This is a genomic window from Nocardiopsis sinuspersici (genome assembly GCF_001998325.1).
Taxonomy (GTDB): Bacteria; Actinomycetota; Actinomycetes; order Streptosporangiales; family Streptosporangiaceae; genus Nocardiopsis; species Nocardiopsis sinuspersici.
Genome location: NZ_MCOK01000001.1, coordinates 2,247,249 through 2,267,782, shown reverse-complemented (window position 1 = coordinate 2,267,782; position 20,534 = coordinate 2,247,249). Strand labels below are relative to the sequence as shown.

At 69.9% G+C, this 20,534-nt stretch carries 21 protein-coding genes; 11 read left to right on the top strand and 10 right to left on the bottom strand.

Going from position 1 to position 20,534, the window contains the following annotated elements; translation table 11 throughout:
* Positions 1–118: 118 nt before the first annotated feature.
* Entirely contained in the window at positions 119–1,387 is a 1,269-nt protein-coding gene (locus NOSIN_RS09750) for an APC family permease (protein ID WP_077690424.1), read from the top strand.
* 56 nt (positions 1,388–1,443) lie between these two features.
* On the opposite strand, the gene NOSIN_RS28100 is transcribed toward NOSIN_RS09750, so the two are convergent.
* From NOSIN_RS28100 to NOSIN_RS09725, 5 genes are all read right to left on the bottom strand, one after another.
* Positions 1,444–2,205 carry an NUDIX hydrolase gene (locus NOSIN_RS28100; protein WP_077690423.1) on the bottom strand — a complete coding sequence of 254 codons (762 nt, stop codon included), beginning with the start codon at positions 2,203–2,205 and terminating at the stop codon, positions 1,444–1,446.
* A complete protein-coding gene (locus NOSIN_RS09740; RefSeq protein WP_077690422.1) occupies positions 2,202–2,936 on the bottom strand; it encodes an HAD family hydrolase in 735 nt (244 codons plus the stop codon). The genes NOSIN_RS28100 and NOSIN_RS09740 overlap by 4 nt, the downstream gene beginning before the upstream one ends.
* A gap of 142 nt (positions 2,937–3,078) precedes the next feature.
* On the bottom strand, positions 3,079–4,026 hold the full coding sequence (locus NOSIN_RS09735) for a VWA domain-containing protein (protein WP_077690421.1): 948 nt from the start codon (positions 4,024–4,026) through the stop codon (positions 3,079–3,081).
* A gap of 80 nt (positions 4,027–4,106) precedes the next feature.
* Complete coding sequence (locus NOSIN_RS09730) at positions 4,107–5,075, bottom strand: DUF58 domain-containing protein (protein ID WP_077693518.1); 969 nt, start codon at positions 5,073–5,075, stop codon at positions 4,107–4,109.
* A 5-nt stretch (positions 5,076–5,080) separates the two neighbouring features.
* Positions 5,081–6,142, bottom strand: coding sequence for an AAA family ATPase (locus NOSIN_RS09725; protein WP_077690420.1), 1,062 nt, complete (start codon positions 6,140–6,142; stop codon positions 5,081–5,083).
* Between the two features lie 150 nt (positions 6,143–6,292).
* On the opposite strand from NOSIN_RS09725, the gene NOSIN_RS09720 reads away from it, so the two are divergent.
* The 5 genes from NOSIN_RS09720 to NOSIN_RS09700 all read left to right on the top strand — a co-directional run bounded on the left by NOSIN_RS09720 (position 6,293) and on the right by NOSIN_RS09700 (position 12,069).
* Positions 6,293–6,997, top strand: a complete 705-nt coding sequence (locus tag NOSIN_RS09720; RefSeq protein ID WP_077690419.1) for a hypothetical protein — start codon at positions 6,293–6,295, stop codon at positions 6,995–6,997.
* Positions 6,998–7,372: 375 nt separating this feature from the next.
* Entirely contained in the window at positions 7,373–8,140 is a 768-nt protein-coding gene (locus tag NOSIN_RS09715; RefSeq protein ID WP_077690418.1) for a HipA family kinase, read from the top strand.
* Positions 8,137–8,565 carry a DUF3037 domain-containing protein gene (locus NOSIN_RS09710; RefSeq protein ID WP_077690417.1) on the top strand — a complete coding sequence of 143 codons (429 nt, stop codon included), beginning with the start codon at positions 8,137–8,139 and terminating at the stop codon, positions 8,563–8,565. The genes NOSIN_RS09715 and NOSIN_RS09710 overlap by 4 nt, the downstream gene beginning before the upstream one ends.
* Positions 8,566–8,731: 166 nt before the next feature.
* Entirely contained in the window at positions 8,732–9,985 is a 1,254-nt protein-coding gene (locus NOSIN_RS09705) for a multidrug effflux MFS transporter (protein WP_143832904.1), read from the top strand.
* 137 nt (positions 9,986–10,122) lie between these two features.
* Entirely contained in the window at positions 10,123–12,069 is a 1,947-nt protein-coding gene (locus tag NOSIN_RS09700) for an AMP-binding protein (protein WP_077690416.1), read from the top strand.
* A 70-nt stretch (positions 12,070–12,139) separates the two neighbouring features.
* On the opposite strand, the gene NOSIN_RS09695 is transcribed toward NOSIN_RS09700, so the two are convergent.
* From NOSIN_RS09695 to NOSIN_RS09685, 3 genes are all read right to left on the bottom strand, one after another.
* On the bottom strand, positions 12,140–12,787 hold the full coding sequence (locus NOSIN_RS09695) for a response regulator (RefSeq protein ID WP_077690415.1): 648 nt from the start codon (positions 12,785–12,787) through the stop codon (positions 12,140–12,142).
* A complete protein-coding gene (locus tag NOSIN_RS09690; protein WP_077690414.1) occupies positions 12,739–14,004 on the bottom strand; it encodes a sensor histidine kinase in 1,266 nt (421 codons plus the stop codon). Before NOSIN_RS09690 ends, NOSIN_RS09695 begins: the two co-directional genes overlap by 49 nt.
* Positions 14,005–14,197: 193 nt before the next feature.
* Positions 14,198–15,142 (bottom strand): hypothetical protein, encoded by a 945-nt coding sequence (locus NOSIN_RS09685; protein ID WP_077690413.1) that lies wholly within the window; start codon positions 15,140–15,142, stop codon positions 14,198–14,200.
* A 189-nt stretch (positions 15,143–15,331) separates the two neighbouring features.
* Here NOSIN_RS09685 and NOSIN_RS09680 point away from each other — a divergent pair, with 189 nt between their 5' ends.
* The 4 genes from NOSIN_RS09680 (at position 15,332) to NOSIN_RS09665 (ending at position 18,081) form a co-directional block, all read left to right on the top strand.
* Complete coding sequence (locus NOSIN_RS09680; protein ID WP_077690412.1) at positions 15,332–15,775, top strand: SMI1/KNR4 family protein; 444 nt, start codon at positions 15,332–15,334, stop codon at positions 15,773–15,775.
* 108 nt (positions 15,776–15,883) lie between these two features.
* Positions 15,884–16,552 carry a peptide deformylase gene (def, locus tag NOSIN_RS09675; RefSeq protein ID WP_077690411.1) on the top strand — a complete coding sequence of 223 codons (669 nt, stop codon included), beginning with the start codon at positions 15,884–15,886 and terminating at the stop codon, positions 16,550–16,552.
* Between the two features lie 225 nt (positions 16,553–16,777).
* Positions 16,778–17,251 carry a ribonuclease HI gene (rnhA, locus tag NOSIN_RS09670; protein WP_077690410.1) on the top strand — a complete coding sequence of 158 codons (474 nt, stop codon included), beginning with the start codon at positions 16,778–16,780 and terminating at the stop codon, positions 17,249–17,251.
* 272 nt (positions 17,252–17,523) lie between these two features.
* A complete protein-coding gene (locus tag NOSIN_RS09665) occupies positions 17,524–18,081 on the top strand; it encodes a flavin reductase family protein (protein ID WP_236743338.1) in 558 nt (185 codons plus the stop codon).
* 36 nt (positions 18,082–18,117) lie between these two features.
* Here the strand turns inward: NOSIN_RS09665 and soxR are convergent, their stop codons facing one another.
* Complete coding sequence (gene soxR / locus NOSIN_RS09660) at positions 18,118–18,591, bottom strand: redox-sensitive transcriptional activator SoxR (protein WP_077690408.1); 474 nt, start codon at positions 18,589–18,591, stop codon at positions 18,118–18,120.
* Between the two features lie 4 nt (positions 18,592–18,595).
* Positions 18,596–19,309 (bottom strand): ABC transporter permease/ATP-binding protein, encoded by a 714-nt coding sequence (locus NOSIN_RS09655; protein ID WP_077690407.1) that lies wholly within the window; start codon positions 19,307–19,309, stop codon positions 18,596–18,598.
* Positions 19,310–19,523: 214 nt separating this feature from the next.
* On the opposite strand from NOSIN_RS09655, the gene NOSIN_RS09650 reads away from it, so the two are divergent.
* The gene (locus tag NOSIN_RS09650; protein WP_077693516.1) at positions 19,524–20,477 is read left to right on the top strand and encodes a GlxA family transcriptional regulator; all 954 of its coding nucleotides are present in this window, start codon (positions 19,524–19,526) and stop codon (positions 20,475–20,477) included.
* Positions 20,478–20,534: the final 57 nt, after the last annotated feature.

The following is a 20,534-nucleotide window of genomic DNA, read 5'->3' as shown; positions in this document are numbered from 1 at the left end:
CGGGTACACCAGGCCCGCCGCCGCGGTCCGAGGTAGCGCCGCGCTTTTACCGGAGGTGCCCGGGGGAAGGCGCGTTACCACCGGCGTGCGCGCCGGAGTACCCACGCAAGGAGACCCGTTGCCCACCTCTTCCGGACCCCAGGCCAGGCCCGCCCGTGTCCTTGGCACCGTGGACGCCGTCGCCATCGGCGCGGGCGCGATGCTCGGCGCCGGAGTGTTCACCGTCTTCGCCCCGGCCGCGCTGGGAGCGGGCGCCTGGCTGCCCGTGGCCGTCATCATCGCGGGCACCGTCGCCTACTGCAACGCCGTCTCCTCGGCCAGGCTCGCCGCCCGCCACCCCGAGTCCGGTGGCGCCTACGTCTACGGGCGCGAGCGCCTGGGCGAGCTGTGGGGCTACCTGGCGGGCTGGTCCTTCGTCGTGGGCAAGATCGCCTCCTGCGCCGCCATGGCGCTGACCTTCGCCGCCTATCTCCTGCCGGGCTGGGAGAAGCCCGTGGCGGTGGCCGCCCTGCTCGTGATCGCCGCGCTCGACTACCGGGGGATCAGGCGCTCCACACTGGTGGTCAAGGTGCTGGTGGTCCTGGTCCTGGCGGTCCTGGCCGCCGCGGTCGCGGCGATGGTCCTCAGCGGGCGCCTGGCGGCCGTGGCCCAGGTGGAGGGCCTGGGGCCCTGGCCCGGCTCCTTCGGGGTGCTGGGCGCCGCCGGGATGGTCTTCTTTGCCTTCGCCGGGTACGCGCGCGTGGCCACCCTGGGCGGTGAGGTCCGCGACCCCGAGACCACCATTCCCCGCGCCATCAACCTGTCCCTGGCCGGGGTGCTCGTGCTGTACCTGGTCATCGGTACCGGCCTGCTGATCGTGCTGGGCCGTGAGCGCCTGTCCACCACCGACACCCCGATGGTCGACGCAGTCCAGGTCGCCGGGTTCCCCTGGCTGGCCCCGGTGGTGGTCGCCGGTGCCGCCATGGCGAGCCTCGGCGCGCTGCTCTCCCTGGTCCTGGGCGTCTCCAGGACCACCGCGGCGATGGCCGCCGACGGGCACCTCCCCCGCTCCCTCGCGGTCGTCCACGAGCGGTTCGGGGTGCCGCACCGGGCCGAGCTGCTGGTCGCCGCGCTGGTGGCCGTCCTGGTGCTGTTCACCGACCTGCGCGGCGCCATCGCCTTCTCCGCCTTCGGCGTCCTGGTGTACTACGCCATCACCAACGCCTCGGCGCTGAGGCTGGGGGCCGACGAGCCGCGTCCGCCGCTGGTGGTGCCCCTGACCGGGCTGGTGGGCTGTGTGGTGCTGGCGTGCAGCCTGCCGCTGCCCGCGGTCATCACCGGCATGGCGGTCCTGGCGCTGGGCGCGGGCCTGTGGTGGCTGCGCGAGCTCTTCGCCCTGCGTTTTTGACGCCTGGGGGCGGGTGACCCGGGCTCCGACGCGGGGTGTGCCGAAGCGGGGTGTGCTCAGGGGCGGCTGTGCCGTGCCAGGTGGGCCAGGCCGCGCTGGGCGGTCGTGGACAGGCGCAGTCCGGCGACCTCCTCGGGGGTGAACCAGCCGCAGTCGGCGGTCGAGCCGTCCTCCTCCAGCACCCTGGCCGGCCCCGGCCTGGGCACGAACACGTGGAAGAACGCCCACACCGCGTGGATCTCGTGGCCGCCGGGCGGGTTCCGGTGGTGGCTGGAGACGGTGATCAGGTCGCCGACCTGGCCGTCCTGGCCGGTCTCCTCGGCCACCTCGCGCCGCAGCGCGGCGCGAGCGTCCTCGCCCGCGTCCACGCCGCCACCGGGCAGGTGCCAGGTTCCGGCGCCGGGGAAGCCCTCGGCGATCAGGCTCAGCAGCACGCGGCCGCCGGGGTCGACGGCGATGCCGTAGGAGGCGAACCGGCGCAGCCGGGGGCGGTCCTCGGGCAGCACCTCTTCGGCGGCCAGTTCGGCAGGGGAGGGCGAGAGGCCGCTTCCCGCGGCGGCCGAGGGCCAGGCCGCCCGGGGGCCGGGCCGGGTGAAGACCACCCGGTCGATGTGCAGGGGAGTGCCGTCGGGGGCCTCCACCAGTTCGGTGAGCACGTCCACGGCGTGCAGGGGCGTGTCCGGGGACAGCCCGCCCAGGCCGCGGACCACCTCCGCCGGGTCCTGTCCGAACAGCACACGGGCGCCGATCACCGACGTTTCGGTGACCAGGTGCGCGGTGACGCGCCGTCGCGGTTCTCCGGCGGAGGTAGCGGTCACAGCGGTCCCGCAGCGGGGACCGCGCTGGGCAGGCCGACCATGCGCAGCAGGTCGTCCAGGCTGGTGATGGTGCTCACGGACTCGAAGCGCTGCTGGCCTCGGCGGTCGACCATGACCGGGTGCATACGCGCGGCCACGGCCCCCACGCCGTCGGCCTGGATCTGGTCGCCCACGTGCCAGCAGGAGGTGGGGTCCACGCCCAGGCGCTGGGCTGCGGTGTGGAAGATGCGCGGGTCGGGTTTGCCCGTTCCGGCGGTGTCGGCGCACACCACGGCGTGGAAGTAGGGGGTCAGTTCCAGGGCCTGCAGTTTGGCGTGCTGGAGGGCCTCGATGCCGTTGGTGACCACGGCCAGGCGGTATCCGGCCGATGCCAGGGTGTTCAGGGAGGGGATCGTGTCGGGGAAGAGCTGCCAGGCCGAGCGGTGCGCGTCCAGGTAGAGGCGGTAGAGGTCGTCGCAGTGCTGGTCGGCGATGTCGGCGTGCCCGGCCTGGACCGCCAGGGCGCGGATGCGCTCGCGACGCTGTTGTTCCAGGCTCAGGCGGCCGCGCAGGTAGGAGCCGAAGGAGATCTCGGTCTGTACGTCCCACAGACTGCGCGCGGCACCGAAGTCGGGGTGGCCGAGCCGCTCCATGACCGCGCGGAGCCCTGTGGACGACGCGGCGAGGTCGTCGATGAGGGTGTCGTCCAGGTCGAAGCAGATCGCCGTCGGTGCTGCGGGTGTGTTCGGCATCGTTCCTCAAGTGAATGGGCATGACAAAACATGCCAACGCTAACCCGTGGACATGACGGAAAAGGTGTAAACCCCACCTAAAGGGATGTGACCCAGGTCACTAAACGGGGGTGTGCGGGTGCTCTGGAGCCTACCCCCGGCCTCACGGGAGCCGTTGGAACCACAGCAACGACGTCACCGAGGTGGCCATCGCGAGTATGATCGCCACCAGCACGAATCGTGTGACAATCTCCTCGTGCACCAGTTCGGTACCCAGCGAGGAGCCGATGTCCTCGTAGACGTCGTTGAGCTCGTTCTCGCTCTCGGCCTCGTAGAAGTACCCGCCGGTGTCCTGTGCCAGGCCGCGCAGCGCCTCCTTGTCGATGTCGGCGGGCACCTGGTAGCCGTCGATCTCGATCATCGCCGCGCCGGTGCCGAACGCGATCGCCGACACCGGTACCTCCTGTTCGGCCGCCACCGCCGCCGCCTGCGAGATGTCGCGCCCACTGGTGTTCTCCCCGTCCGACAGGAGCACGATCGCCGAGGGGGGCGGGTCCTTGCGGGCCTTCTCGTCGAAGCTGCGGATCGCCTCCAGGGAGGCGAACACGCCCTCGCCGATCGCCGTGCCCGGGCCCAACTGCAGGTTCTCGATCGACCCGATCACCGCCTGGTGGTCGTGGGTGGGGGAGGAGACCACCGTCGCCGTCGAGGAGAAGGCCACCAGCCCCACGTTGAACCGGTCCGGCAGCGTCTCCACGAACCCCTGCGCCGACTCCTTGGCCGCGTTCAGGCGGTCGGGGTCGATGTCGGTGGCCGCCATCGACAGCGACACGTCCACCGCCACCATGATGGTGGCCCGCTCGCGCGGCTGCTCCACCGGCATCGCGGGCACCGCCATCGAGGTGATGAGCACTCCCAGGGTCAGCGTGAACAGCGCCGCCGGGACGTGCCTGCGCACGTCCGGGCGGTGCGGTGCCACCTGGTCCAGCAGAGACAGGTTGGTGAAGCGCACCGTGTACTCGCGCCGCTGCCTCTGCGCGAACACGTACGCCCCGATCAGCACGGCGATGAGGAGCAGCCACCACAGCCGCTGGGGCTCCAGGAAGGTCATCGCTCAGTCCCCCGTTGCGTAGGCTCTGTCCCGCGGGTCGGCGCCCGCGCCCTCGTTGGGTCCCATGGTGGCCCTCCTCCTCATCTGGGGACGGCCGGGGTGTGGCGGGCGAGGTGGTGTGCGGTCCGCCGCTGGTGGATGACGAACCGTGCCGTGTCCAGTACCCAGTCGCGGTCGGTTCGTAGCAGCAGGTGGTGTACTCCGCACCGGCGCAGCGCGTCGCGTACCGCCGCGCGCTGGTCGGCGGCGGCCCGGCGGTAGCGCTCGCGCACCGCCCGGGTCAGCCGCACGTCGCGCGTCCTGCCCGTGCGGGGGTCGCGCAGGCTCACGTCCCCCACCTCGGGCACGTCCATCTCGAGCGGGTCGACCACCTCCACCACCAGGACCTGGTGGCGTGTGGCCAGCTGCCGCAGCGGGCGCTCCCAGGTGACCTCGCCGCCGAAGGCGGGCGTGTCCAGGAAGTCGGAGACCACCACCCGCAGGCCGCGGCGGCGACGGGTGCGCACCAGGTCCGAGAGCGCGTCGGCCATGGTGGCCTGGTGCGGGGAGGGATCGCGCTCGTCACCGGTCGGCGCGGCGGCCACCGTGGCCAGCAGCGCCAGCAGCGCCTCCTTGCCCGAGCGGGCGGGCCAGCGCCGGATCCTGCCCTGGTGCAGGAAGTGGGCGCCGAACCGGTCGCCCACACGCTGGGTGAGCAGGTTGGCCGCCACCATCGCGCCGACCGCCACATCGTGCTTGGAGTGCAGGCCCGTGCCGAAGTTCATGCTCGGCGACAGGTCCAGCAGGGTCCAGCTCTCCAGCTCGCGGTCGGCGACCAGGTCGCGCACGTGGGGCGTGGTGGTACGGGCGGTGACCGACCAGTCCATGCGCCGTACGTCGTCCTCGCCCGGCTGGTACACGCGGGCCTCTGCGGCCTCCGACCCCGGGCCCAGGCGCAGGCCCAGGTGCTCACCGTGCAGCAGCCCCTCCAGCCGGTGCACGATGCGCAGGTCCAGGCGGCGCAGAGCGGCGCGCAGGCGGGGGTCGGTGCCGATCGCGGGTGTGGTCACGGACCTCACCTCGGGGAGGCGAAGGAGGCGGTCTCCCCGCTGGGTGGCTCGTCCCAGATCACCCGCGGCGCGAGCACGGTCGACAGGATGCGGTCGACCACCTGTTCGGCGGTGACCCCGTCGGCCAGGGCGTCGAAGGTGAGGACCAGGCGGTGGGCGATGATGTCGTGGGCGAGCACCCGCACGTCGTCGGGCAGCACGTAGTCGCGCCCGCGCAGCAGTGCCAGGGCCCGTGCGGCCGAGACCAGGCCCAGGGTGGCGCGGGGGCTGGCCCCGATCTCCAGCACCTGGCGCAGGTCCGGCATCTGGTGGTTCTCGGGCTCCCGGGTGGCCATGACCAGCCGCACCACGTAGTCGGCGATGAGCTGGTGGACGTGTACGCGCTGGGCGTCGGCCTGCAACTCGCCCAGGGTGACGGGGTCGAGCACCTGGTGCGCGGTGGGCGGGGTGGTCGACATCCGGCGCAGGATCTCCATCTCCTCGTGCGCGCGGGGGTGTCCGACGTTGACCTTCATCAGGAACCGGTCGCGCTGGGCCTCGGGCAGCGGGTAGACGCCCTCGGACTCGACCGGGTTCTGTGTGGCGATGACGATGAAGGGGGAGGGGAGTGGGTAGGTGATACCGCCCAGGGACACCTGCCGTTCGGCCATGACCTCCAGCAGGGCCGACTGCACCTTGGCGGGAGCGCGGTTGATCTCGTCGGCGAGTACGAAGTTGGCGAAGACCGGGCCCAGCTCCACGTCGAACTTCTCGGTGGAGGGATGGTAGATGCGCGTGCCGATGATGTCGGAGGGCACCAGGTCCGGGGTGAACTGCACGCGGGCGAAGGAGCCGCCGGTGACCTGGGCCAGGGTGGAGACCGCCAGGGTCTTGGCGATACCGGGCACACCCTCGATCAGGCAGTGGCCGTTGGCGATCAGGGCGATGAGGGAGCGCTCCACCATGCGCTCCTGGCCCACGATGACCGTGGACACCTCGTGCAGTGCGGCGCGCAACAGCCTGGTCGGCTCACCCGGGCTGCTCTCGGGGCCCGAGGAGGGCGCGGAGCCGTTTCCGGTCTCTGCCATGTCCCGCCTTCCTAGCAGGGAGCCCCGACGCGGGGGCACCGGATAGGTTGTGGATCCTCACCTGTGGTGACACTACCCGCTCCGCGGGCAACCAGTCCGGTACACAACGCGGCGAAGCGGACGGTCGGGGCGGGCAGAGAGGGGAATGGCATGGCGGCTCCCACGATGGGGTTGAACGAGAGCGATCCGCGCCAGCTGGGCGGTTACCGGCTGCTGGGGCGGCTGCGCGACTCCTCCCTCGGCGTGGTCTACCTGGGCCAGGACGGTTCGGGGAACCAGGTGAGCGTGGCGGTCCTGGACTCCGACGCCGCCGGTGACGGTACGGCGCGCGAGCGCTTCACCGACGCGGTGCGCGCCAGCTCCGACGTGGTGGCGGCCCGCACGCACGGGCGCTCGGTGCTGTGGGTGGCCGTGCCCCACGAGGGGCCCACCTCGGCGCAGGGCTTCCTGGAGGCGGCGGCGCGGTCGGGCCGGGTGGCCGCGCGCGGCCCGGTGGTGATGCCCCACTGGGCGGGCCCGCGCGCGTCGGTGCGGTGGGCGCCCTGGAGCGGACGGCGGGACAGCGCGGTGGCCGCGGGGCAGGGCAACTGGTGGCTGATCGGCGGTCTGGGCCTGGTCCTGCTGTTGCTCCTGCTGCTGGTGTCGTTGCTGTACTGGTGGATGTTGCAGTTCCCGCCGCCGGAGATGCCGGGGTCCGCACGGCCCTCGGAGTCGCAGGAGAGCCCGCAGGGCCAGCCGGGGGAGGGGGCCAGTCCGGCCGAGGAGGACGGGGAGGGGAGCCCGTCCACGCCGAGGATCCCGTCTCCGGGGGAGGGCGAGGGGGAGTGGGGTGACTCGCCCCAGGACAACCTCTAGGCCGGAGAGAGCCAGCGGAGTTTTCAGCGGAGGGGGTCGGCCCGGCGCCGGCCCCCTCTCTTTGTGACCTACTATAAATCTACGTCGTAAAGGTGGCCTTTCTTTTTAAAAACAACAAATCAAAGAAAAAAGGAGCGGCTTCGCCGCACCGACACCAAAAGCTCCTCTCGAACCGCGCCGGTACGTCACGGTCATGACGGCCGGGTGTCTGGAACGCGTTCAACGCCGCTCGGCGGACACCGCGGGAGTGAGGTCCAGGGGTGGGGTCGGGTCCGGGGCGATTCCCCCGCCTGTGTCCGGCTCAGGCCCTTCGCCGGGTGCGGGTGCCTCTTGGGCGCGCGGGCGTCGGGGGCGTGCCCGCGCCGGGCGGTGCCTATGCTGGTCCGCGTGCTGAGAAAGGTGATCGCGACGCGGTACGTGCTGCCGCTGCGCGAAGGAGGTTCGCTCCCGGGGCTGGTCGAGGCCGACGACCTGGGGATGTACGTGGTCAAGTTCATCGGGGCGGGCCAGGGGCGCAAGACGCTCGTGGCCGAGGTGGTCTCCGGTGAGCTGGGCCGGGCCCTGGGGCTGCCGGTTCCCGAACTGGTCCTGGTGGAGTTCGACGCGGTGATCGGCCGCAGCGAGCCCGACCCCGAGGTGCAGGAGCTGCTCAAGGCCAGCGGTGGGCTGAACCTGGGGATGGACTTCCTCCCGGGTTCGCTCGGTTTCGACCCGCTGACCTTCGAGGTGGACCGGGTCTTCGCCGGGCGGGTGCTGTGGTTCGACGCCCTGACCGGCAACGTGGACCGTTCCTGGCGCAACCCGAACATGCTCCTGTGGCACGGCAGCCCGTATCTGATCGACCACGGCGCGACGTTGATCTTCCACCACAACTGGGCCAACGCCGACAGGTTCGCCGGCCGCGCCTACGACGCCTCCGACCACGTGCTCTCGGGGGTCTCCCCGGATCTGGCCGCCGCGGACGCCGCGCTGGCGCCGCTGGTGGATGAGGACCTGCTGCGTCGTGTGGTGGGGCTGGTGCCTGATGAGTGGTTGGTGGGAGAGCCCGGGTTCGACTCTCCCGATGAGGTCCGTGAGGCGTATGTGCGGTTCTTGTTGACGCGGGTGGCTGATCGTTCCTGGTTGCCGGAGGTGGCGGGGTGAGGCGTTACAGCGATGTGGTGACCACCGGTCGTGTGGGCGAGGAGCGCGACCGCGCGGTGTTCGAGTACGCGTTGTTGCGGGTGGTGCCGCGGTTGGAGCGCGGTGAGTGTGTGAACGCCGGGGTGATCGTGTACTGCCAGGAGCGGAGGTTTCTGGCGGCTCGTTCGGCGTTGGACGAGGTGCGGTTGTTGGCCGTGGATCCTGAGGTGGACGTGGCTGGTGTTCGGCGTGCGCTGGAGGCGGTCGAGGTGATGTGCCGTGGTGGCGCGGGGGCGGGTGCGGCCGGTCGTGAGCGGCCGGGTCAGCGGTTTCGGTGGTTGACCGCGCCGCGGAGCACGATCGTGCAGCCGGGGCCGATCCACGGGGGGCTGACGGAGGACCCGGAGGTTGAGGTCGTGCGGTTGCTGGACCGGCTCGTAAGGTAACCGTCCGGGTCGTAACGGACATCACAGGTGATTGGTGGCTTAAAAAGGAGGCGGTTCGCGGGGTCGAGGTGTTGATATGGAGGAGTCCCGTCGGTGGGAGTCCTTCCTTTCGGCTTTCCCGCTTTTGCGAACTGGAGTGCCTGTGCAGTCCCCTGATTCCCCCTCCATGGCCCCTGAGCAGGGGGCGGCCGAGTCGGCCCCGGTGCGGAGCCGGCCATGGACGCCTTCGCGTAAGTCGATTGCTTTGCTGGTGTTGGTGCTGGGCGTGCTGACGGCGACCGGGCCGTTGGCGACCGACATGTATCTTCCGGCCTTTCCTGAGATCACCCGGGATCTGGGGACGAGTGAGGCGCGGGTCCAGCTGACGTTGACGGCGATGATGCTGGGTCTGGCGGTGGGCCAGCTGGTGATCGGGCCGATGAGTGATGCCTTCGGGCGGCGGGTTCCGCTGCTGGCGGGTGTGGCCGTGTTCACGGTGACGTCGGTGCTGTGTGTGTTCGTGCCGAACGTGACGCTGTTCATCGTGGTGCGGTTCGTGCAGGGTATGGCCGGTGCCGCGGGTGCGGTGATCGCGCGTGCGGTGGTGCGCGACCTGTTCGAGGGCGATGCCGCGGTGCGGTTCTTCTCGCGTTTGGCGCTGGTGATGATGCTGGCTCCGCTGTTGGCTCCGCTGGCGGGTTCGCAGTTGTTGCTGGTGGGTCCGTGGCAGGTGAGTTTTTGGGTGCTGGCGGTGATGGCGGCGCTGAGTTTTGTGCTGGTGTTGCTGTGGTTGCCGGAGAGTCTGCCGGTGGAGGACCGTCGTCGGCGGGGGCCGCGTGCGCTGTTGTCGACGGTGGGTGGTCTGGTGCGTCAGCCGCGTTTCATGGGTCCGGTGCTGACGCTGGGGTTGAGTTTCGGGATGTTGTTCACGTATGTGTCGGCGTTCTCGTTCGTGGCGCAGACGGAGTTCGGTGCTTCGCCGCAGTTGTACGCGGGGCTGTTCGCGGTGAATGCGTTGGGGATGATGGCGGGGACGCAGGCGAACGGGTTCCTGGTGGGTCGTGTGGAGACGTTGCGGCGTCTGGGCCTGGGGTTGATGTTGGCGTTGGCGTCGGTGGGTGTGTTGGTGGTGTTGGCGCTGACCGGTGTGGCTTCTTTGTGGATGATCGTGACGTTGTTGGCGTTCATGATGTTCAGTGTCGGGTTCATCATGCCGAATGCGACGGTGACGGCGTTGGACGGTCAGCCGGCCACGGTGGCGGGTACGGCGTCGGCGTTGATGGGTGCGTTGCAGTTCTCGTTGGGCGGCGGTGTGGCGTCGTTGGCGGGGTTGACGGCTTCGGGTGAGCCGTCGTTGGTGAGTATGTCGGTGGTGATGGTGTCCGCGGCGGGGTTGGCTTTGGTGGCGTATGTGTGGTCTGTGCGCTCGAAGGTCCGATGACCCCAGGTCCCGCGGTGTTTTGTGGTTCTCTGCTCCGGGTTGCTGTGCGATGGGGAAATGGGCACAGTAGGTCGCAATTCCCCGATTGAGGTGGGCCTGGTGTGCCTGCCTTCCGATGTGGCAGAGGATGAGTGGGTATGGGCGATCCGAGTAACACTCCTGGGACGTGGGCTCGGGGTCTTTCCGGGCTGGGCGATCTGGTCTATGGGATGGCGACCGAGGACGCGCGTGCTGAGGTGTTCTCGGTGCGTGGGGAGCGGGCCCGTTGGGAGCGGTTGACGGCTGGTGAGTTCGCCACGGAGGTGACGGCGGTCGCCAAGGGTCTGGTCGCGGCCGGTGTGGGTGAGGGCGACCGGGTGTTGGTGGCGTCGGGTTCGCACCAGGAGTGGGTGCGGTTGGCGTTCGCGGTGTGGTCGGTGCGGGCGGTGCTGGTGCCGTTGTCGAGGTCGGTGTCGGTGGAGCGGGTGGCGCATGTGGTGCGGCAGACGCGTCCGGCGGCGGCGGTGGTCCAGGGTGAGCGGTTGCTGCGTGTGGTGTCGGGGCTGCAGCGGGAGTTGCCGGATCTGGGCCGGGTGTGGCGTGTGGAGGAGGGCCTGGCCGACGTGGTGCGGCTGGGTGCGTACATGGACGCGTCCTCGGTGCGGTTTCGGCGGGATGCGACGGTGCCCGAGGACGCGGCGGTGGTGCTGTACCCGTTGAGTACGGTGTCGCGGTGGACGCGGGGTGTGGTGCTCTCGCACGGGGCGTTGTTGTCGTCTGCGGCGGATCTGGTCGATCGGATGTGGCCGCGGGTGTCGGAGTTGCCGGCGGGCAAGGCGAGTACGTTGCTGGATCTGCCGTTGTCGCAGGTCTCGGGGTTGGCGTCGTTGGTGGCGTGCATGGTGGGTCGTGTGCGTGTGGGGTTGGCGGGTTCCGCCGGCCTGTTGCGGCAGGCGGAGGCGTTCAAGCCGACGGTGTTGGTGTGTTCCGCGGGGATGTTGGAGGGCATCTTCGAGCGTGAGCAGGGGAGTGCGCGTTCGACGGGGTGGGACTCGTTGGGGACGTTCAACTCCGCGGTGGACACGGCGGTGCAGTTCGACCGGTCGCCGAGGAAGGGTGCTTGGCGGCGGTTGTCGCGGTCGATGTATGACTGGCAGTTCGCGCGGGTGCGGGAGATGTTGGGCGGCCGGGTGCATCTGGCGGTGTGCTGGGGTGGTGGCCTGTCGGACCGGTTGGAGTCCTTCTACGGGGGTGTGGGGGTGCCGGTGGTGCAGGCGTTCGGTACGGCTGAGACCGCTGGTGTGTTCGTGTCTGGTGCTGTGGGGGACCGTGTGCCGGGGACGGTGGGGCGTGTTCTTGGCGGGCGTGAGTTGTGGGTCTCGCGTGAGGGTGAGGCCTATGTGCGTGGTGGTGGGGTCTTCTCGGGTTACTGGGACGAGGGGGAGGCCTCGCGTAGTGCGTTTCGTGAGGGGTGGTTGGCGACGGGGTTCGCGGTGGAGGTGGACGCGGACGGGTTCGTGAGTGTGGTGGGCCGGTTGCGGCCGCAGGCGGCGATGTTGGAGTTGCCGGGGCGGTTCGTGGCGCGTGGGCCTGTGGTGGGGGCTCGTGCGGTGGAGCCGGCGGAGCCTGTGGGGGATGTGTTGACCGAGGTGTTGCCCGCGGTGGGGGATGCGGCGGAGAAGCCGGTGGAGGAGCGCGGGGACGCTGAGTTGGTGGCGGAGTTCGAGGCGCGGTTGCGTGCGCATCCGTTGATCAGCCAGGTGTTGGTGATCGTGGAGGGGCGGCCGTTCGCGAGTGCGCTGGTGACGTTGGTGCGTGATCAGTTGGAGTACTGGCGTTTGGTGAACGGGCGGCCGTTGTCGATGGCGCCGGAGGAGATCGCGGGGGATCGTGATCTGCTGCGTGAGGTGCAGGGGTTGGTGTATGAGGCCAATCGGAGTGTGCCGCGGCATTTGGCGGTGCGGTCGTTCCATGTGTTGGCTGAGGAGTTCACGGTGCAGTCGGGGTTGGTGTGGCCTTCGGGGGAGTTGCGGCGTGAGGCGGTGTTGCGGGCGTTCTCGGAGGAGATCGATGGTCTGTATCGGGTGCGTGGTGAGTCTTCGTAGGTAGGGCTGCGTGGGTGTTTTTCGTGGGGCGGGTCGTGGGCGACCCGCCCTTTTCTGTGTGGTGTTGGGTTTACTGGCCGTTGAGGTAGGCCAGGACGGCCAGGACGCGGCGGCTGTCGTCGGAGGAGGGGGGTAGGTCGAGTTTGGTGAAGATGTTGTTGATGTGTTTGCTGACGGCTTTTTCGGTGATGTAGAGGCGTCCGGCGATGGCGGAGTTGGAGCGGCCTTCGGCCATTTCGGCGAGGACTTCGCGTTCGCGGGGGGTGAGTTGGGCCAGGGGTCCGCTCTGGTCCTGGCGGGCCAGGAGTTGGGAGATGACGGCGGGGTCCATGGCGGTGCCGCCGGCGGCGACGCGGCGGACGGCTTCGATGAACTGGCCGATGTCGAAGACGCGGTCCTTGAGGAGGTAGCCGACTCCTCCGGTGTCGTCGGAGAGGAGTTCGCGGGCGTAGAGCTGTTCGACGTGTTGGGAGAGCACGAGGATGGGCAGCCCGGGGATCTGGGTGCGGGCGGCGATGGCGGCTTGGAGGCCTTCGTCGGTGAAGGTGGGGGGTAGGCGTACGTCGACGACGGCGACGTCGGGTTTGTGCTCGGTCAGGGCGGTGTGGAGGTCGGGTCCGTTGTCGAGGGCGGCGACGACGGTGAAGTCGTGTGCTTGGAGGAGTTGTGTCAGGCCTTCTCTGAGGAGGGCAAGGTCTTCGGCGATGACAACGCGCACGGGATCTCCAGGGTCACGATGGTGGGGCCGCCTGGGGGGCTGGTGATGTTCATCGTGCCATCGAAGGCGTCCAGGCGCCTGTGGATGCCGGTGAGGCCGCTGCCGGGGGTGGGGTCGGCGCCGCCGGTGCCGTTGTCGGTGACGGTGGTGACGAGGCGGTTGCGGCCGTGGTTGATGTGGACCCAGGCGTGGGTGGCGTGGGCGTGTTTGGCGGTGTTGGTGAGGAGTTCGGCGATGGCGAAGTAGGCGGCGGATTCGACGGGGTCGGCGGGGCGGCCGTGGAGGTCGATGGTGACGGTGATGGGGAGGTTGTGGGTGAGGGCGAGGGCGTGGACGGCGCCGTGGAGTCCGCGTTCGACGAGGACGGGGGGTTGGATGCCGCGGACGAGGTCGCGGAGTTCGGTGAGGGCGTGGCGGGTGGTTTCGCGGGCTTGGGTGAGCATGGCGCGGGCGGCTCGGGGGTCTTGTTCGACGATGTGTTCGGCCATGCCGAGGTTCATGCCCAGGGCGACGAGGCGGGCTTGGGCGCCGTCGTGGAGGTCGCGTTCGATGCGGCGGATCTCGTCGGTCTGGGTGTCGATGGTGTTGGCGCGGCTGGTGGCCAGGTGGGCGACGCGGGCGGTGAGTCGGGCTTTTTCGGAGGGGGAGAGGAGGAGGTGGTTGAAGCGTAGGTAGAGGTTGGTGGCCGGGGGGAGGAGGAGGCAGCCCAGGGTGAGGAGGATGGCGCTGGGGGCGAGGATGAGGAGTTGGTGGAGGGTGGTGGTGGGGGTGTAGGTGCCGTAGAGGGTGGGGCTGGTGAGGCCGAGGGAGAAGAGGAGTTGGTAGGTGCCGTGGAGGAGGGGGGTGGCGGGGATGGCGAGGAGGGCGATGTTGGCGGCTCCGGAGATGAGCCAGAGGATGTCCTTCCAGGTGGTGGGGTCGGTGATGATCGTGGCGCTGCGTCGGGTGATGCCTGCTGGGGGGATGGGTCGGTAGGCGCTGGGGTGGGGGGCTTTGGGGAGGAGGCGGGCGAGGGTGCGGCGTTGGCTGTCGGCGAGGGTGCGTAGGAGGGTGCCGGTGAGGATGACGAAGGGCAGGCCGATCCAGGCGAGGGTGAGGATGGCGGAGATGATGATGAGGGGGAGTAGGAGGAGGGCGGCGATGTTTTGTGAGAGCAGGAGGAAGAGGTAGGCCAGGGTGGTGAGGCGGCCTGCGCGGCGGTGGGGTGCGGTGGCCATGGGTGGTCTTCTTCCGTCCTGCTGTGTGGGTGTGGGTGTCCTATTGTGTCGTGTTCGGTGGTGGGTCCGCTGTGGGTGGGCGCAGGGGTGCGGCCCGCCTGGTGGGGCGGGCCGCGGATGTGGTGGTCGTCGGTGGTGGGTCCGGTCTGTGGTGGCCGGGCCTTTTTGGTGGTCGCCGCCGTGGGGTCGGGGTCTAGGGCCAGCGCATGTCGGTGGCGGGGCCCAGGTTGTTGACGCGGGTGCTGTGGTGGGCGTCGAGTGCTTTCTTGAGTTGGGCCCAGGCTTGTTGGGGTGTGTTGTCGGTGTTGTTGCAGCTGCGCTGTGAGCAGGCGGTGTGTTGGGACATGGCGCCGGCGAAGCGGAGGGGGTCGCCGGTGTGGGTGTGGCCCCAGCGGCTGATGTTGGCCCATTGGCGTGCTTGGATGCCGTCGGTTCGGTAGATCTGGGGGATGACGTGGATGCGGGGGTTGCCTGCTCCGGCCATGTGGTGCACGTCTGCCAGGGTCCAGCCGTTGGCGCAGTCGCCTGAGGTGGTGGTGGGGCAGGAGTCGGCGGAGTTGGCGGCGTAGAGGGGGATGTCGGTGGCTTTGGTGTAGGCGGTGAGCCAGTCGCGGGCCCAGCGGGGGGTGGACCAGGAGGGTTCGGCGTCCAGGGCGGTGGTGATGGTGACGGCGTCGGTGGTGGAGTTGTCGCGGGCGGTGGTGACCAGGTGGGCCCAGCGTTGTCCGGCGTGGGTGCCGGTGAGGCCGCTGTCGTCCTTGTTGTTGACGCCCAGGGCCAGGTGGGCGGTGGCCTGGTCGGTGCGGCATTCGGTGAAGCCCCGGGCCCAGTGGTGGGCGTACTGGGCGGCTTGGGTGTAGGGGGCGCGGGGTGTGGGGGAGCTCGCGGTTCTGCCTGGTTCTCGTAGGGTGTCGTTTTTTTCCTGGGTGCCGAAGAAGAGGATGCGGGGGCCGGTGGTGCCGGTGCGTCCTTCGGCGCAGCCGTGTTGGTGGGCTTGGGTGGTGGTGGTGTCGGTGAGGACGACGTAGCTGCTGGTGGTGTGGCCCGGGTAGTCGGTGGCGGCGTGTGCGGGGGTGGGCAGGGCCAGGGCGGTGGTGAGTGTGGTGGCGGCGAGTAGGCGCCGCGTGGTGGTGTTCATGGGCTTATTGTGTGTTGGTGTAATGGATTGTGCACGTAGGGTGATGCGGGTGTCGCGTCGCGGGTGTGGGGTGGGGCGGTGGTGGTCGGCGTCGTCCTGGTGGTGGTTTGTGGTGGTGCGCCAAGGGCTGATCCGGGTTTTTGGCGCAACTCGCCGTCGACGATTTCCCGTGTCTTGCCACGACCTGTGATGATCAAGGGTGTGTGGCGTGAACTGATCCTGGAGATGTATCCCGAGGCCGATCTGAGAGATCCGGCCGACGAGGTGACCCTGGCCGAGGTCGAGAAGCACCTGGTGCTGCCCCTGCCCTTCGAGCTGGCGTCCTTGTTGCAGGAGACCGACGGGGTGACCAACGAGTACGGGGACGAGGTGGTGTGGGGTGCGCGGCGTCTGGTGGAGGACAATCTGGCGATGCGGCGGGAGCCGGACTACCTGGAGTTGTACGCGCCCTTCGACGAGATGATCTTCTTCGGTGATTCGGACATGGGGCCGCAGTTCGCCTATGTGCACACTGACTACGGTCCGGGGATCGTGGTGTGGGATCATGAGAGCGATCGGCGGCGCCTGGTGGTGGTGTCGTTGCGCGACTATCTGGCGCGGTGTCTGATCCAGGGCAATTCCTGGTTCCGCTGAGCTGTTTTCCCGGGTGCGGCTGACCTGCCTGTGCGTGCTATTTTTCGGTGATGTCGGTGGTGTTGTGCCACCTGCTTGTCGTGTTCGGTGCGTTGTGAGAGTAGGACCATGTCGGAGCAGTCCAGGCCCGCCCAGGTTGCCGCTGTCGTTCAGGGCCGGGAGGTCGCGGACTTCCCCGAGCTGGCTCCCGAGGCCGCGCGCGGCCGGGTGCGGCGGATCACCGTGACGGGTGAGGAGGTGTTGCATCGCCGCAACGCCGAGGTGCCCGAGGAGATGTTGGGCGGGGCCGAGCTGGCCGGGCTCATCGACGACATGTTCTTGACGATGTACGCGGCCGAGGGTGTGGGGCTGGCGGCCAACCAGGTGGGTGTGGACCTGCGCCTGTTCGTCTACGACTGCCCTGATGACGATGGTGTGCGGCACGTGGGTCACGTGGTCAATCCGGTGCTGGATGAGCGTGACCTGGAGGATCCGGTGGTGGTGGAGGCCGAGGGGTGTTTGTCGGTGCCGGGTCCGCACGCGGATCTGGGTCGGGCGGAGCACGCCACGGTGCGGGGTGTGGACCGTGACGGTGCGCCGGTGGTGGTCAGCGGTGGCGGGTACTTCGCCCGGTGTTTGCAGCATGAGACCGACCACACGCTGGGTCGGGTGTACGTGGACCGGTTGAGTGCGCGTGAGCGCAAGCGGGTGTTGAAGAAGATGGACGAGATGTCCCATGACGTGTTCGCGCGCCGTCAGGAGCGTGCGGAGCAGTTGTCGGAGGAGTTCTCGGCCTGACCGGGCCTGTGGAGGGGTGCGGCCGAACCTGGGGGTTCGGTCGCGCCCCTCTTTTTTGTGTGTGCCGGTGGTCGGCGCTGGTGTGGGTGGGGGTGCCTTTGGCGGGTGTTGGGGGCCGGTGGTGTGGGTGTGGGGGGTCCAATAGGGGTGATTGGCTCTGTTTGTGGCTCTTTCGGAGTGGGGTGTGGCCTTTTCGTGACCGTGGGGCGCGGTAGATTGCCCGGCATGCGTAACGGGGATGAGGTCGGCGGTGAGCCGACGCGGCGAGTGGTCGTCTACACCGACGGGGCGTGCAGTGGCAACCCCGGTCCGGGTGGGTGGGGTGTGTGGCTGCGCTACGGCGAGCACGAGAAGGAGTTGTACGGGAGTGAGAAGCAGACCACCAACAACCGGATGGAGCTGATGGCGGCCATTCGGGCGTTGGAGAGTCTGAAGCAGCCCCTGCCGGTGGTGGTGCACACCGACTCCTCCTATGTGCGCAACGGGATCACCACCTGGATGCACAACTGGAAGCGGCGCGGGTGGAAGACGGCCGACAAGAAGCCGGTCAAGAACGTGGACCTGTGGCAGCGCCTGGACGAGGTGGCCTCGCGGTACGAGGTCGAGTGGCGGTGGGTGCGCGGGCACAGCGGGGACGAGGGCAACGAGCGCGCGGACGAGCTGGCCTGTCGTGGCCGGGACGAGGCCGCGGGGCTGTAGCGGCGTAGCGGCTGGTGCGGTCGGGGCCGGTGCGGGGAGTCTGCCCGCGCCGGCCCCTCGTCTTGTCCGAGGCAGGGGCGGGCCCCTGTGGGTCGGGCGCGGGCGCCGGAGGGGCCCGCCGGGTGTGCCCAGGGTTGTTTCGGCCGCCACCGAAGGGCGCTTCCTAGGGTGGCTGCCATGGGCGTTCCCAGGAGGCGGGCCCCGAGCGCGACGCTGGGGCCCTCATCGAGCGGCGGGCCGTCCGACCGCGCGTCCTCTACTTCGGTACGCCTGTGGCGCTGGTCTGCACCGTCAACGACGACGGCACCGCCGGCCTCGCCCCGATCTCCTCGGTGTGGGCCCTGGGTTGCCTGCTGGTGCTGGGGTTGGGTGCGACCGGTCAGAGTGCGCGCGATCTGGCGGCGCGTCCGGAGCTGGTGGCCGGTTTCCCCGACGCCCGGGACCGGTCGCGTGTGGAGCGGCCGGCTCCTTTGCCCGGGCGTGATCCGGTGTCCTCGGGCAAGCCGCCGGGCACTCGTTTTGAGGCTGACAAGTTCGCCACGGCCGGTGTGGGGATGCGGGCGTCGCAGGAGGCCGCGCCTCCCCGGGTGGCCGGGTGCCCGTTGCGGTCGGAGGCTCGGGCGGTGCGTGTGGAGGCCGACGGGTCGGGGGAGCACGTCGTGGCCCAGGCCCAGGTGGTGCGGGTGCACGCCGGCGCCCGCATGGCGGTGCCGGGTACCGGGCACGTGGACCCCGGTCTGTGGACCCCGCTGATCTACGGTTTCCGCCACTGTTTCGGGCTGGGGCGCCAGCGCGGGCGTTCGTACCGTTCGCAGACCCCCGAGCGGTGAGTGCGGGCCCGGGTCGGGGCGGGGCCGCCTTGGGTGTCAGGGGGTGTCGAGGTCCTCTTTGAGGGCGTCGACCATCAGGCGGCGGGGTCCGGGGCCCGCGGCGGCGAGTTCGTCGCCGGGGTTGGACAGGGTGCAGGTGTTCAGGGACAGGCAGCCGCAGCCGATGCAGTTGGTCAGGTCGTCGCGCAGGCGGGCGAGCTGGCTGATGCGGGTGTCGAGTTCGGTGCGCCACTGCTGGGAGAGGCGTGCCCAGTCCTCGCGGGTGGGGGTGCGGTTCTCGGGCAGGGAGTCCAGGGCCTGGCGGATGCGTGCCAGGGGCATTCCCACGCGTTGGGAGATGCGGATGAAGGAGACCCGGCGCAGGGTGTCGCGGCGGTAGCGGCGCTGGTTTCCGGGGGTGCGTCGGCTGTGGATGAGGCCCTGGCGTTCGTAGAAGTGCAGGGCCGAGACGGCGACTCCGGCGCGTTCGGCGACCTGGCCGACGGTGAGTTCCTTGACGATGGGTGCCACGCCCTCATCCTAGGACGTTGCCGTTGGTGCGGTGGGTGCCGGTGAGGGCGTACAGGCGTGCGTAGGCGCCGCCGCGGACGAGGAGTTGGTGGTGGGTGCCGGTTTCGGTGACGCGTCCCTTGTAGAGCAGCAGGATGCGGTCGGCGGTGCGGGCCTGGGTGGGTTGGCGGGTGAGCAGGAGGAGGCCGGTGTGGGGTGTGGGCGTGGGGCAGGGGGTGTGGGGTGGTGGGTCGGTGAGTAGGAGGAGTCGGGTGTTGGTGCGTTGGGCGTAGGTGTCGCGGGCCTGGTGGATGCGGGGGGTGAGGTGGGCGGGCAGGGCGGTGAGGGGGGTGTGCAGGTGTGCGGGGTCCAGGCCGGTGTGGGCCAGGGTGTGGGCCAGGTGGGGGTCGCCTGGGTCGGGTGTGCTGTGGCCGGTGATGGTGTGGGCCAGGGTGGGGTGGGGGTGGGTGGTGAGCAGGTGGGGGTTGGTGTGGGTGGTCAGGCGGCCGTGGGTGGGGGTGCTCTGGCCGGTGAGCAGGTGGGTCAGGGCGGTGGTGGCGGTGGTGGACAGGCCGACCAGGGCGAGGTGTTCGCCGGGGTGGATGGTCAGGTCCAGGTGGTCCAGGAGGCGGGTGCGGGCTTGGGTGAGGGACACGTCGTGAAACTCCACCAGGGGTGTGGTGGGTGCGTGGGTGTGGTCGGGGTTGCGGCGTGGTCTGCCTCGGTTGGAGAGCCTCACGGGTGTCCGTTCGTGTGGTGTGGTCGTCACCTGCCTGGGATTGTCTCGCACCGGCGGGAGTTCTCGTGATATTTCCGTGACCTTGGTCTCGTGGGCGGGGCGCGGAGTGGCCGGTGGGGGTGGTGGACTCTCGTGGGGGCGTCCTGGTGTGGATGGCAGGAAGGGTGGGGTGGGTGACCTTGTGGTCATCGTGCGGGGGCGGTGGGATGGGGCCATGGTTCACGAGGTGGTCGTCGTCGTCTTCGACGGGGTGCAGAGTCTGGACGTGACGGGCCCGTTGGAGGTCTTCTCCGGTGCGGCGCGGGAGCCGGGGGCGTGTTACCGGGTGCGTACCGCCTCGTTGGGCGGTGGGCCGGTGACCTGTTCCAACGGGTTGGTGCTGGTGCCCTCCGCGGCCTTGGAGGAGGTGGAGGGGGTCGACACCCTGGTGGTGCCCGGCGGTGAGGGCGCCCGGCGCGGGGACGGGGCGCTGGTGGAGTGGTTGCGCGGGCGCTGCGGGGATGCGGGGCGGGTGGTGTCGGTGTGCACGGGGGCGTTCCTGTTGGCGCGGGCGGGGGTGTTGGACGGGTTGCGGGCCACGACGCACTGGGCGCACTGTGAGCGTTTGGCGCGGGAGTTTCCGCGGGTGCGGGTGGATCCGGAGCCGATCTTCGTGCGGCAGGGGCGGGTGGTGACCTCCGCGGGGGTGTCGGCGGGCATCGACATGGCGTTGGCGCTGGTGGAGGAGGACCTGGGGCGGCAGGTGGCGTTGACGGTGGCGCGGTACCTGGTGGTGTTCCTGCGCCGCCCGGGTAACCAGGCGCAGTTCTCGGCGCCGTTGTCGGCGCAGGTGGCGCAGCGTCCGGCGGTGCGGGAGGTGCAGCACTGGGTGGTCGAGCATCCCGAGGGTGAGGCGTCGGTGGAGGCGTTGGCGCGGCGGGTGGGGTTGTCGCCGCGCCAGTTCGCGCGGGTGTTCGCGCGTGAGGTGGGGTGTACGCCGGGCCGGTATGTGGAGCGGGTGCGGTTGGAGGCGGCCCGGCGGTGGTTGGAGGAGAGCGATGCCGGGGTGGTGGCGGTGGCGCGCCGGTGCGGGTTCGCCTCGGCTGAGGTGATGCGGCGGGCGTTCGTGCGGGCGTTGGGGTGTTCGCCGGCGCAGTACCGGGAGCGGTTTCGTCCGCAGGGTGTGTGAGTTCTTCCTGGTGGGTGTTCTCGCCTGTGGTGGCGGGGTCGGTGTCGTCGTGGGTGG